The sequence below is a fragment of the Polaribacter sp. 2405UD43-2 genome, assembly GCF_058147125.1.
The window spans coordinates 272739-288131 of the sequence record NZ_JBYVJX010000004.1 but is presented as its reverse complement, the minus strand read 5'-3'; the positions used below and the strand labels follow the sequence as shown (position 1 = coordinate 288131).

At 32.7% G+C, this 15393-nt stretch carries 4 protein-coding genes; 1 reads left to right on the top strand and 3 read right to left on the bottom strand.

What is annotated here, in order from left to right; all coding sequences use genetic code 11:
- Window positions 1–13 precede the first annotated feature (13 nt).
- Window positions 14–1150: a cysteine desulfurase family protein gene (locus tag ACY2RX_RS07880; protein ID WP_490103421.1), complete on the top strand. Its 1137-nt coding sequence runs from the start codon at window positions 14–16 to the stop codon at window positions 1148–1150.
- Here the strand turns inward: ACY2RX_RS07880 and ACY2RX_RS07875 are convergent.
- The 3 genes from ACY2RX_RS07875 to ACY2RX_RS07865 all read right to left on the bottom strand — a co-directional run bounded on the left by ACY2RX_RS07875 (window position 1139) and on the right by ACY2RX_RS07865 (window position 15263).
- Window positions 1139–1360 (bottom strand): hypothetical protein, encoded by a 222-nt coding sequence (locus ACY2RX_RS07875; protein ID WP_490103420.1) that lies wholly within the window; start codon window positions 1358–1360, stop codon window positions 1139–1141. The genes ACY2RX_RS07880 and ACY2RX_RS07875 overlap by 12 nt on opposite strands.
- Before the next feature lie 36 nt (window positions 1361–1396).
- A complete protein-coding gene (locus ACY2RX_RS07870; protein WP_490103419.1) occupies window positions 1397–6217 on the bottom strand; it encodes a DUF8693 domain-containing protein in 4821 nt (1606 codons plus the stop codon).
- Between the two features lie 124 nt (window positions 6218–6341).
- A complete protein-coding gene (locus tag ACY2RX_RS07865) occupies window positions 6342–15263 on the bottom strand; it encodes a DUF8202 domain-containing protein (protein ID WP_490103418.1) in 8922 nt (2973 codons plus the stop codon).
- Window positions 15264–15393 lie beyond the last annotated feature (130 nt).

The following is a 15393-nucleotide window of genomic DNA, read 5'->3' as shown; positions in this document are numbered from 1 at the left end:
GTATTTTTGCAGAATGAATTCTATTTATTTAGATAACGCAGCTACCACAAAAATTGATGCTCAGGTTTTAGAAGTAATGCATACTTCTATGCAAGATAATTTCGGAAATCCATCTTCTATACATCAATTTGGAAGAAAAGCAAAATCGGCAGTAGAAACTGCTAGAAAAAATATTGCAAAACACTTTCATATTTCTGCAAGCGAAATCATTTTTACAAGTAGTGGTACAGAAGCAGATAATTTAATTTTGCACAATGCCGTTTTAAATTTAGGAGTAAAAAGAATTATAACATCTAAAATTGAACATCACGCAGTTTTGCATACTTGTAATTACCTAAAAGATACTTACAATATTAGTGTAGAATTTGTAAATGTTGATGAATTTGGTTGTGTAAATCTTCATCATTTAGAAGAATTATTAGCATCATCAAAAGATAAAACTTTAGTTAGTTTAATGTATGTTAATAACGAGATTGGCAATATTTTACCTCTAGATAAAGTTTGTGAATTGTGTAAAAATTATGATGCTTTATTTCATTCAGATACAGTACAGGCAATTGGTCATTATCACATTAATTTACAAAAAAATCCTGTAGATTTTATCACTGCAAGTGCTCATAAATTTCACGGTCCGAAAGGTGTTGGTTTTGCGTATTTTAAAAAAGGTTTCGGAATTTTACCAATGTTATATGGTGGAGATCAAGAAAAAGGAGCAAGGTCTAGTACAGAAAATGTGCACGCTATTTTAGGAATGGAAAAAGCATTAGAAATTGCCGTTTCTAGAATAGAGATGGATAAAAAAACCATCGAAAATTTAAAATTATATTTAATTTCTGAATTAAAAAGAATATCTAAAAAGATTCAGTTTAATGGTGTTTCATCTAATTTAGAAAGTAGTAGTTACACTATTTTAAATGCTCGTTTTCCTGTAAATAATAATATGCTTTTTTTTAGCTTAGATTTAGCCGGAATTGCAGTTTCTGGCGGTAGTGCTTGCCAAAGTGGAAGCAATAAAGGCTCACATGTTTTATCGGAAATTTTAAAAGAAGAAGAAGCAAACAAGACTTCTGTTCGTTTTTCTTTTTCTAAATATACAACGCAACAAGATTTAGATTTTACTATAAAAAAAATAAGAGAATTACTCCAATAATTCTCTTATTGCATCTTTTTTTGAGTAGTCTTTTACACTTTTTTCTTTATTAATTGTACTGTTTTTTGTGTGTAACAATTTATATGCTATAAAAAAAGCAGTTATTACAAGGTAAATAGTAATATTATCAATTGGCACACCAGGAGGTCCTGGAGGTCCAGGCGTAGGTGGTGGCGGATCTAGTAAAAGAGCCTTTATAAAAGTAATCATTAGGGGTTTAGGGTTTAGGGGTTTAGGGGATTTTTATTACTTAATTAGTATTTTTTTAGAGAAGTTTCCTTTATTTGTATAGAGTTTAAGAATTAGTATTTTTTTAGTTTTAAATTTTAAGGGTAAACTATTTTCTTGGTATTTATTTTTACTTAAATCCCAAGATTTTATTTTTTGTCCAAGAATGTTGTACAACTCTGCTTTTTCTAATGCAATTTTGTTTGATGGTATAATTTTTATTTCTTTAGATGCGCTTTTGTAAAATATAGCAACATCGTTATTTAAAGTTTTATCTGTAGATAAGCTAACTTTTATCTTAGTAAAAGTAATGAAGAACCGCTCTTTATAATTCCCTTTTTCTAAATTTAAAGTTACTTTCTTGTTTTTTAAAGGATAAGAAATTTCTGAAACTTTATCAAATAAATATAATTCTTTGTTTTTGATGTTCCATTCATCAATTTGAATAGCAATTTCTCCATCTTTTTCTTTTACAATTTCTAACGGATATAAGGTTTCATCATCTAATTCTCCAACACCCGCAATTACATATTTTGCATCATTATTAGAAAATTTCCAATAAATATCTGTATTGTTTAAATCGAATATTGTGCTGTCATATCCATTATCATAATCAAAAGAATTATTTTTATTGAAAGAAATTCCTATTTGTCGGCGTAATTTTTTATCCTCAGAAACCTTGTACTCCATCCCTAATTTTATAATAGGTAATACGTTTTTTCTTTGTTTTGTTTTGTTTTTAAAGAAAATAGATTTTGCGCCTTCTTGTATATATTCTCTTTGACTATTGTTAAATACAATAGGTCCACCATCTGTATCACCACCAACAAAAAAACCTTGACCTATGGCAATATATTCTTTGGGTTCTATATAAGTAAAACCTGAGCCTGTATGAAATGAGCAACTTATTTTACCATCATCATCTTTTAAAACGATATTGTCTATATGAACACTATTTGTATCATTAGATTTTAAAGAAATGGTGTTTCCTTGTTCAATACAAATTGGTATTTCTAATGTAGTATATGTGGTTTGTATAGGAAAATTTATAGTTTTAATAGTTGTTCCGTTTAAATTTAGACTTATATTTTTTCCTGTTAATGATTTGTATTTTATTCTTAAGATATCTATTCCTCTAGAAATTCTTTCAAATTTTACAGACTCATCTATATTGTCTAACAAAACAACACTTGTCCCAGCATCATTTACAATGGTTGCAGCGTTTAATGTTGCAGCTTCTGCTTCTTTAGTAATATTATAAGCACCTGTTAAAGATTGGTTACTAGCTTCTACACCCATAGCAATATTTCTTGTAGAATAGCCACCAACATAACCTCTATAGCTATGTCCGTTATCTGCATCTAATTCACTAGCATGTTGCCAAAAATATAAGGTTCCGTTTATAGAGTTGGTATTGTCTTCTATAAACTTTTTTACGCTAATTGCTGATGCAAAAGGGTTGCCTAACAAGTAAAATTCATTTGCGCCAATGGTTGTATTTAAAGTACCATCATTTGGTGTACCTACAAAAGTGTAGTTTTGAGTAGCGCCTGGACCTTTTATTGTAAAGCCATCAGTATTTAAGATTGAATTTGTGTTTTTTTTCTGAATCCAATTAGAAACTAAACCGTCTGAACTTGCAAAAGTATAAATCCAACGTGATGCAATTGATATGGGTGTTGTTTTATTACCATCTAAACCACCAATAAAGTTAATGTTTACAGCGGTAGATGAGCTTGATGTTGGTATTGTTCCGTCTTTTAGAACATCTTCTAAGGTAAAAGTATTTCCGCTACTAACAACAGGCGAGCTCATATAATTATACCTAAATTTACTCGGAGTTTCAGAATTTTGGTCTACATAAAGTTTACCTGAACCACTTATTTTAGTAGCGTTTGTATGTGTTTGTATTAGTTGAGAGGTTCCTGCTAATCTTATTTCATCATTGGTTGTGGCTAGTGTAATATTATCAGTAACCACTAACAAATTATTAGAGATTGTAAGTTTACTTCCGTTACTAATAGTTAATTTTCTTGCCGAAAGTTTTGAAGAAAGGTTATAATTTTCTTGAATATTTACTCTTCTGGTTTTATCAGGAAATCCATTGCTCCAACTCTTACCTGTTCTGTTGGTTGGGTTTATTTTATGAACTCCAATTTTTAAATTTGATGTTGAGTTTGCACTTGTTATTTCTGAAATTAATGGAGCGTGTGGGTGTCTTTGTGGTCCTCCTGAACCTAAATCTCTGTGAGGGTCTAAATTATCATCAACAAAAGCAATCCACTCAGAAGATGTATAATCTTTGTTGGTTGCAGAAACTTCGTCATTTCTTACATAAGAGGTAGTATTTGTAATACTATAAGTGGTTTCGTATCTGTTTTTCCAAGTGGTTGAACCAGAGGAAAATCCTTTAGGATGGGTAAGAAGTATATAATCATTACCGTCAGAAAAATTAGTTATTGCATCATTAATTACGCCAGTATGTGCTGAGCCTGTATTGGTTATTGCAATAGATGAATTTGGGCTTATGTCTGAAGGAATTACATATACAGCATCTGGAATTACTCCTGTTTGATTTCCTGCTGCTTTATTTGAGAATAACGATAATTTTATACTCTTTCCTAAAATAGTATTTGTAGGATGAATATTGCTGATTTCAATAACTCTGTCTGAAGATGTATGAAAAATTTGTGTTATTAATGGAGTGCCAGATAGGTGAGTATCCCTATAATCTACATCACCTATCGTGAGCACATCCCCATCTATATCCGTTAAAGTCGTGGGGTCATTTATATTTGCATTTACATCTGTATAGTTATCAGTTGTTAATGTATTGTCTATACCGTTTGTGCCAACAGCACCATCTGTTTTTCCATCAGAATTTGCATCAGTAATACCAGCTCCTGATTCTGCAATATCAAAAGTACCATCATTGTCAGCATCTAAATCTACATAATCTGCATTACCATTATTGTCTGTGTTTTCTGCTGTTAAACCACTACCATAAGCCGTATCTAAACCCGAAGAATTGTAGGTGTTGTTTGGTGTAATATAATCTATTGTTGTTTGCGCTTCGATATTATCAGGAATTCCGTCGTTGTCAGAATCTAAATCTTTATCGTTTGTAATGCCATCGCCATCAAAATCTATATCATCTGCAAAACAAGATTGTGGAGATTTTGAATATGCAAAGCTATCTAAACCGTGAGCATCTCTAGCACATTTGCTAGTATCACCAGTAACGATTGTAGTTTTAATTTCTATATGAGATATGGCTGTACTATTTATAAAACCTATAGTTGCTTCTGTTTGATTACCTATGTTAATACTACCGTTTACTAAAGTAGTTTTATCTCCTCTGTAGAGTTTCATAGTACCCGTAATATCATTTCCAAAATTTGCTGCAGTCATATAAGCGAGTAATTTTCCGTCTGCAAAAACTTCTAATTGATAAGTTGGATTTACTGTTCCGGGTGTTGTATCAAAAACATCATTGATATCAAAACTAAAAGCATAAATAGAGGTGTTAAAATTGATATGAACAGAGTATGAATTTCCTGTGATTGCTCCTCTTTCTGGTACAATATATATTGCTCTTGATGAATCTCCAGAAGAAAATTCGCTACTAGTAGTAGTTCTTAATTCAGAATTTTTACCATTAGGAGTAGAGGAACACCCTACATTTGTACTTGAGTTATAGTCAGGTGCATAATAATTAGAGGTTAAAGTAACTACGCCATCGTTAGAACTTGTAGTAGGATTGATACCAAAATAAACTTTATCGTTTAAGCTTAAAGGTGATGAGCTAGAAGCTGGACTTTCTGTAGCATAATTGGTAGATGTATCGTCTAAAACTGTTAAACTCATACCTCTATTATATGCAGCTTGTTGAAAGCCTGATTCTTGATAACCAATTCCGTTTGTATTATTACCAATGCCAAAAACACTATAATTACCATCCACCCAATTTTCTGCATCAGAAGCTGGGGTAGCTGCTCCGGGTTTAATACAGTTTTCGGCCGTATCTAAAATACCATCATTATCGTCATCAATATCAACAGAATCTACATATCCATCTCCATCTGTATCTTTCTCTGTAATTGTAAATTGTGCAGAAACATAAGTAATGGTGTATTTAGAGTTGTTTAAGGTTCCTTGGTTTATTGTATAACTTCCAACTGCTTCTCCTGCTACTCTTGTTAGGTTTCCAGATAAAGCATCTCCGCTTGCTAAGCTCCCTGAAGTTATAGTGTAGGTTAATGCAGGATCTGCTTCTCCTACATTTTTTGTTTTGGCATCTGCAGTTACTGTTATTGGTATTAATGGTGCGGCTGTAGATATAGTAGCTTCCCAACCATCTTCTACAACTGATGAATCTGAAATAAACTCTATATGTAATGCATTATTAGCATTAGAAGATTGAACAGTACCAGGTGAATTTGTACAGAAAGTACCAATTAATGTAGAGGTATTGCTTGTACCATTATAGATTCGTAATTTATCATAGCTACAAGAACTGTTATTTTCTACATCCCATAAAGTAAAATTTATTTTAATGGGGTTTCCATCACTTGATTTAAAAGTTACAGAGTAGTTTTCATTATTTGAATATTTTGCACTGGTATTTCCTGAATCATAAAATGTACCTGAGTTGGTTGTTATTGTTTTCCCATTTACAGCAGAATCACTTATTACATATTGGGTATAAGAATAATTAAAAGAGAATAAAATTATAATTAATAATAATCCTTTTATTTTAAAAATATGCTTATAATATAAAGTATTAAGCGATAATAAATACCACTTACTTTTAGATTTAGGGGTCATAAAGTAATTCATTTAGGGGGCATTACTACCCTACAACTAGGATAATAATTGCGCTAATATATTAATTTATTTTAAGATAAAAAAAAAGAGCAGATTATTTCTGCTCTTTTTTTGTTGAATAAAAATACTTTTAAACTTATTCAATAATTATTTTTTTAGTTACTAAGCCTTGTTCTGTGCTGACTTTAACTACATATACAGTAGTAGATAAATTACTAACATTAAATTTATTTATTGATTTTGAATCAACGTTTTTCCAGAATGCCACTTTTTTTCCTAAAATATTAAATATTTCTACTTTTTTAATATTGAGAGCTTCTTTATTATGAATTACTAGTTCTTTAGCTTTATTATTCATAAATACAGTAAGCTTATCATTTATAATATTATCTGGTGTATCTAATGATGAATTTTTATTACCAAATGTTAGATAAAAACGATTTTTATAAACACCTTTTGCAATTTGTAATTCTATTAAATTGTCTTGTGTCAATTCATAAAACTTTTTATTCAGAGCGTCTTCTAAATATACTTTTCTAGAGATGTTTTTAATTTGATCTATTTGTATTGCTATAGGATTATCAGTATCAATATTAAAAACTAAAGGAACTCTAGTTGAATTATTTATTTCTGATACCCCAGCAATAATTAAGTTTTTATCAGAATATTCAGGAAAACTCCAATAGAAATCTGTTGCACCTAAATCGTAAATTTCACTATCATAGCCATTATCAAACCTAAAATCATTACCTCTTCTAAATGAAATACCCAATTGTCTGTGTAAGTTTATATCATTAGATTCTTTGTAATTAAAACCTAACTTTAGAATTGGTAGCAGGTTTTTAATCTCTTGTTTCTTTTTTGAGTTTCCTTTAAAGAAATAGGTACCAGAACCACCCCCAGAACCATCAGTAGTATAATTATCATCTTCAAATGCTCTCATTGAGTTTTCGAACCTAACTGTACCACCCGTAGCAGAAGCAGAAACAAAAAATCCTTGACCTACAGCAATATATCTATTTGGTGCGTGATATGAACCACTTCCCAAACTTGGTAAATTTCCCTTTCTTAATTTTATATCATTTAAACCTAGTTTAAAAGGTGAAGCACTAGATATTGTAAATGAAGATATATCTTTCCAAGAAACAGCAACAGTTTTCGGAACGATAACAGATGCGGTATTGGTTATTGTTGTTGTAGTACTTGCTATACCAGCATTTGGCTGTATAATTACACTTAAAGGAGTAGTGCCTAGAACATCATTAATAAGCTCAATACTTTCTAAATCTATTTTTTGGCTAAAGTTAACAGTCATTGTATAAGTGCTTAAACCATTGTTGTTTACAACAATATTACTTGCTGATGGACTAAAGTCATTAAGTGTAATTGTTCCTGTAGATAAACTTACAGTTGCTGTAATATCATCTTTTGTTTGAGTTACTTGGCTGCCATTAACAGTTGCATTTTCCCAATCAAACAGTATAGGAGCAGCTGTAGGAACACTATTTGCTGCAACCCCCATAGCAATATTTCTTTGAGAATAACCACCTTGATACCCTGTTAGATTGTGCCCTTCTGAAGACGCAGGAACAATATTGTCTTCTCCTGTATGTTCCCAGAAATATAATGTACCGTTAATTTCGTTAATATTTGTATTGATAAAATTAACTGCATCTAAAGCACTAGGATAAGGATTTCCTAAAAGACTCGTTTTGTTTGCTGTAAAGTTAAAGGTGATGGAACCATCATTTGGAGTACCTATAAAAGTAAAGTTTTGTGTTGGACTTCCTGTACTTTTCATAGAATATCCTTGCCCTCTTTCTATGGTACCTGTTGCCCATTTTTGTAACCATTCTGACTGAGAAGTACCATTTAAATAAGTGTAAATCCAGTAAGGTGCAATTTTAATAGGAACATCTGGACTTGTTGTTCCGGTTTGGCCATCATAAATATTACCATTACCTGTCCAATTAATTGGCCTAGAAGAAGAAGATTCTGAAGTTGCTTCATTTCCATCAAACATTACTTGACCAACTCTAAAAGTATCTTTATTTAATTCTCTTACAGGTGAGGTCCAATAATGATATCTATAAATACTTGGTACTTTTGCAGCCTGATCTCTATATAATTTACCTGTACCTTGTACATTTGATAAACCTGTATGCGTCTGAATTAATTGACCATTACCCATTAATTTTAGTTTTCCATCTAAAATAAAATCTTCATCAAATTCTAAATATTTATTGTTTTGAACCATTAATTTAGAATTCTCTTTAATCCACACACATTCTACTTCTACATTTTCTGCTAAAGTTGCGTGATTAGAAGTTCCTTCTGCATCTATAACCATTACTTTATCTACATCTGCAGCATTTGTACTTGGACCTCCTGTTACGCTTGCACTATTTCCGCCTTTCCATCTGTCAGCGGCATTTGTTGTTGCTCCGTTCCAGAAAATTCCATTGATTTCACCATAAGTAAAGAACTTGGTTCCGTTAAAATCGTAGTTAGCAGCATAAACAGCAGTAGCGTTTATAGTTGTAGCTGTAAGCGGAACATAGTCTACATTTGTTGTAAATGCTGCATCATCTGCAACTTTAAGTACTTTTAAAGTATTTGCAGTATTTAAAGGTGTATTAAGAGTTGATTGGTTAATTGCAATTTGAACAGAACCTACAGATCCATTTTCTACAATTTTCCATATTCTTCCAATCGTTTTTTCTGGTGCACATATTAATTCTGATGTAGATACTGTGTTAATTACACCATTATTATTACCCCAAACCAAGAAATCTTTGTTTGATGAGAAAGTATTTACGTTTGCAGCATTTGTTGCGGCAATAGTACTTAAACCTATTGTAATTTCTGCATCAGAATTTATTGATTTGGATTGTTTTTGATTTAAAACCATAGCATCATCTCTACCAATACCAGCAACATCATTATGGAAAGTACTATTTGCTGTATAATCCCAAATTTTAGTATTTAAGTCTTTTAACAAATAATCTCCTTCTACTATATTGGTATTATTATCAGCAATATCTAAAGTAATACCATATTTTATAGCTAAATAAGATTGAATATGTTGTTGTTGTTGTGATGTAGGTACGGCATCAAATACCATTATTTCTGCTATTTCACCATTCATAAAACTCTGAGTAGAGCTAAAAGAACCGATAAAAAGATTTTGGCTAGAGTTACTTGTAACAGAAGAGCCTAAATTATCTGTACCAATTCTTAAACCATTTCTGTATAATGCTTTGTTTGTGGTTGAAGGGGTAGATGCAGCAGTTGTACTAGATCCAGAATTCCATAAATTAAACTCACCAGTATTAGCACCCCAAGGTAATGAGATTGCAGTTTGAGAACCAAACTTAAATGCGAAATTGCTTCCGTTATTTGGTGCTAAAAAGTAAAATCTTGTATTTCCTGTTCCTTGTGATACGTTATATGCATAGTTGTTTATATTTGTTTTACTTACAGCATAAACCCAAATACTTGATATAGATGCGTTGTTACCAAGAATACCACCTGTAATTTGCATAAATTCATTGGTGCCATCAAAATTTAAACTAGGGTTAAAATTAATTCCGTTGTCAATTTTGTTTGGACCATTTACTGCTGTTGCAGTAAATGGGTTTGTTGTTTGGTCTACCCAACTTGTTACAGTTGTTGTTCCTGTTACAGCAATATCTGCTCTTAACCATAAGATACTATTGTCTACGCCTGGTATTACAGGGTCATTTGTGTTATCTCTGTAATCTACATTACCTCCTGGTAAATCTGAGTCTGTATCAGGTAAATCTGATGCTGGTGTGTTAATTTCATCATTTACATCATATCCATCATTTAGATTTGATCCTTCAAAATTATCATCTAAACCATCACCATCTGTGTCATTTCCACTTATAGAATTGTCTGAATCTCCATTTTCTTGAATGTCTGGAATTCCATCATTATCTGAATCTAAATCTAAATAATCTGGTGCAGAATCTATACCACTATCTGTATTGATAGGGGTTGAGGTGTCTATTCCTGTTATTCCGCCACAATTTGCTCCTGTACAGTCTGTATCATATCTATCATCTAAACCATCATTGTCTGTGTCTGTGCCAGTAGGAGCTAGGTATTCATTGGTACCTTGAGCTTCTACATTGTCTGGAATACCATCATTGTCTGCGTCTATATCTAGATGGTTTGGAACTCCATCATTATCAAAATCATATACATCTGGAATACCATCATTATTTGTATCTGTATAATTTGTTAAGCTACTATCGCCTCCATTACCACCATCAGAATTATCTCTATAATTAGGGATTCCATCACCATCTTCATCACCATCAGGGTTATTTCCTCCACTTTCTTGAATGTCTAGTATTCCATCATTATCATCATCTATATCTGTGCTATTTGCAATACCATCTTTGTCTGTATCTACACCAACAATTGTATCTCTATAATCTAAATCTCCACCAATATTTACATCACTATCTCCATCTGTAAAGTTGTCTTTAACAGTGTTGTCAAAACTACCATTTACATCGTTATAAGTATCTCCATTATCTAGCGTGTTTAATAGACCATTGTTACCCACAGCTCCTGTTGCTCTACCACCAGAGTTTGGAGTAATAGTTGTTAGACCAGATTCTAAAATATCGAAAGTTCCATCTCCATCTGAATCTAGGTCTAAATAATCTGCATCTGAATCTCCATCTGTGTTTTCTGGAGTTACACCAGAACCATAAGCTAAATCTATACCTGTAGAACTGTAGCTGCCTGAAGGTGCTATATAACCGTTTGTAGATTGTGCTTCAAAATTATCTGGAATACCATCATTATCAGAATCTAAATCTATATAATCAAAAACGCCATCATTATCAGAATCTAAAGGTGTACAGAAATTTAAATCTCCAATAGCAATGTCTTGATGACCAGAGATTGTACCAGTTCCAGAATTTTTATACACAATTTGCATTTTAATTATCCAAGCTGGTATAGCGTTGATTGTAATATTTGATACAGCTCCGGTATCAGTAGATGTACCTGTAAATAATTTAGTACTTGTGTTGTATGTATGAGCTGTACCTAAGGTGTAATCTGCAGGTTGAAGCGTATATGTTGTGCCATCTTGTTTTGTAAGGATGATCTCTACATTATCTACTGTTTGACCATTGTCTATATTAACATCATATAATGTGAAAGTTAAACCATAAATAGGATCACTAAAATCGAAATTATGTCTTGAAAGACCATTTGAAATTCCACGTTGGTTTAAATTGTAAGAACTATTTGTTGTTATGACATCATTTATTCTATAGTTACTATCACTAGCAACATTTGTGGTTCTAGATAAAGTTACCACAACATTTTGTACTGTTTTTTGAGAAACACTTGTTGGATCATCTCCATCTGTAACTAATGTTCCGTTTGGAGAAATTACTTGATAAAGAGTTTCCCATATAAAAGGGGCAGAACCAGGAATTGTACAAGAGCCTATTTCTATTGCATCAACAATACCATCATTGTCATCATCTAGATCGACTTCATTACTAATTCCATCTCCGTCTTTATCGTTTGTAAAAGTATCATCTCTATAATCTACATCACCTCCTGAGAAAACATCACCATCTGCATCTGGAAAGTTGTTGGCTTGAGAGTTGTCATAGCTTCCGTTTACATCTGTATAGTTATCTCCATTGTCGTAATTGTTATCTAAACCATTTGTGCCAACAATACCAGAGAGTACAATATTGGCTTCTATGTTGTCTAAAACACCATCATTATCTGAATCATTTTCTAAATAATCTTTTGCTCCATCTCCATCTGTGTCTTCTGGTGTTAAACCACCAGTATAAGCAGTATCTACACCATTGGCATCAAAAACTCCATTTGGTGTAATATAGCCAGTTGTAGTTTGGGCTTCTATATTATCAGGAATACCATCGTTGTCTGAGTCTAAATCTAAATGATTAGGAATACCATCTCCGTCTGTGTCTGTTTCGCAGGTACTAGTAGGTGCTTGCACCCAAAGTGTAAAACTCTCTGTATTACCAATTTCTCCACTATTTGCACCAGCACTATATCTAATTCTTTGTATTCCAGTATTTGGAATCCAATGAAACCCAGAAGTATTACCACAAAGGTGTGCAATATTTTGATGTAAAGAAGTTCCATCTGTTGTTGTACAACTAGCATCTACTGTTATTGCAGTTGCATTGGTTCCTGTCCAAGTATCATTTATAGCATTATCTGCTGTACCTTGGTGTAAGGTTGTATTGGTTGTAATTCTAGTTAATAAAGTTGCATTGGTTGATGTAATATCTAAATTACCACCTGAGTGAGAAATTCTTAAAGTTGAAGCACTTGTTAGTTTAGCTAAAGCTGCAGTAGATAGAATACCTCTTGTAGCATTTGTTAAAGAATTACCTTGCGGTAAATTTCCTGAGCCATTACCAAAATCTATGGCAACTTGTACAAAACCATTAGCATCTACATAAGTTGAGAATGCTTGCCCATCAATATTAAAATAATGGATACCAGCTACAGTTACTGTTCTAGCTTGTTCTAAGGACGTAAAAGGATTTGCGGCATCTGTTCCTGTAGGGCAAATACTTTCTTCTGTATCTAAAATACCATCATTGTCATCATCTAAATCGGTTGCATCTGGGATACCATCATTGTCGTTATCTTTAAAAGAAGAGTCTGCATCTCTGTAATCTACATCTCCAGTTGTATTTACATCTGAATCTGCGTCAGGAAAGTTGTCTGTTTGTGTATTATCGAAACTACCATTGGTGTCTGTGTAACCATCACCAACATCATAATTAGTATCTAATCCATTTGCACCGTAAACTCCACTTAGAGACAGGTTAGCTTCTATTCTGTCTGAAGTACCATCATTATCAGAGTCTGAGTCTAAATAATCTGGTATTGCGTCATTAGCACTATCAGTATTAATTAAACCAGTTCCTCCAACACCTCCTAAACCAGTAGCACCAGCTGTGTCGTTATTTTCATATATACTATATAAACCATTTGCACCTACTGGACCACTTGGCGCTACATAACCTGTGGTTGATTGTGCTTCTATATTATCAGGAATACCATCGTTGTCTGAATCTAAATCTATAATATTAGGTACACCATCTCCGTCAGTATCACAAACTTCAGTAAATCCTTGATAAAGAACATTGTCTATTTGCAACTCTCCACCACCTGCACCAGCTACTTCTAGGTTTATTCTAATATATCTTGCATCTGCAGATAGTTTATACTGTTTGTTTTGTTCTGTGTCTATTGCCACCCAGTTATAAATTATAGGGTTTGTAAAACTAATTTCTGTAGTAGTTGTAGATTGCTGCACTTTCATTACGTGATCTATGTTGTTAGTAACACGAGATTCTATTTCTATGATTGTGTTTTTTGGAACAACTCTTCCTAAATCTAATATTAAAATATCAGATATGGCATTTAAACCAGCTCTAGAGTTATCAGAACCAATTGAATTTCCTGAATTTGTAACGCTAGTAGCACTTTGAACAGAAGATGCATTACTAGCACTAACATTAGCAGTTGCGCATTCTACAGTATCTATAATACCATCATTATCATCATCTATATCTACAGAGTCTGGTATACCATCTCCATCTGTATCTTTACCTGTGGTGGTAGTGGCATCTCTCCAATTTACATCGTCTGGCGAATCTGCTGCATTCGTGTTGGGGAAATTGTTTAATTGCGTATTATCAAAATTACCATTAGTGTCGGTATAATTATCTCCATTATCATAGGCATTGTCTAATCCGTTTTTACCAACTTCTCCTGTAAGAGAAATATTTGCTTCAATTGTATCCGAAACGCCATCTCCATCAGAATCTAAATCTAAATAATCTGGATTGCCTGAACTTTCGAAGTTTATTAAACCAGCACCACCAGCACCACCTAATCCATTAGCAGAAGCAGTGTCATTTCCGCTTTCATAGGCGCTATCTAAACCATTTGCACCTACAACTCCGTTTGGAGCAATATAACCTGTTGTAGATTGTGCTTCTATAATATCTGGAATACCATCTCCATCTGCGTCTAAATCTAAAAGGTTAGGAATACCATCGTTATCAAAATCAAAAATATTTGGAACACCATCTCCATTAATATCATCATAATTTGTTGTACTTCCATCACCAGTACCGTCATCTCTTGTATCTAAATAATTAGGTAGGGCATCACCATCTTCATCACCTAAAGGGTCATAAGTTGTTCCGCCAACAGTTGTTTCTACAGTATCTAAAATACCATCATTATCATCATCTATATCTATAGTGTCTGGAATTCCATCTCCATCTGTATCTACTTCATCTACTGCATTTACTTCTATGGCAATATTTACTGCTTCTAAAAGTTGAGTGTTTTGACCTGCAGCAGTAAAACCACCATCATTTCTAGGATATAGGGTTATAGATACTTCTCCATTTACATCAGGTGTGCCTACAAAAAATGTTTTAGCAATAGTCCATTTTTCTTTAGAAATAGATATGATTGTTTGTCTAGGATTTGTATCTATTTGATAATCGAATTTATTCATATAGGTACCTGCATAATATACATTATTTCCAGTACCACCATCTTGATTACTGATGCTTGTCATTGCATAAATAGTTACAGTGTAATATTTATTAGTCTCTAGGTTGCCAATTTTTGCAGTTACAGATTCTTCAGGATAATCTGGGCCAACATCTCTTAAGGTTATCCAAGTTGAATGACCAGTAGGAGGTATAGGTAAAGGGCTAGATACCCAAGTTGCACCACCACCTGTAGAACCTTCACCTCCTGTAATTGTTCTATTAGATATGTCTGGTGTACCACCTGTGTCTATCCAACCAGTTGGTGTACAATCACCACAAGTTGTTGCAGAAGAACCAGTACTTGGTATTGTTTGCGAATAAGTTTTTGTGCTTAACGAAATAACAAAAAGTAATAAAAAGACTGCTGTTATTTTTACTGTTGATAAGTATCGATTTACCCCAAATACGAATACTTGAAAAAACATTTTTTTCATAAAAAAGAATTTTAATAAAGCAGGGGGAAACACAGCAAATCTACTGTTTTTTTTTAAAAACTACAAATAGTGATTTTTAATATGGATTATTTAGTAAAATAAAATAAAATAAAAAGAAAAGCCAGTGTAT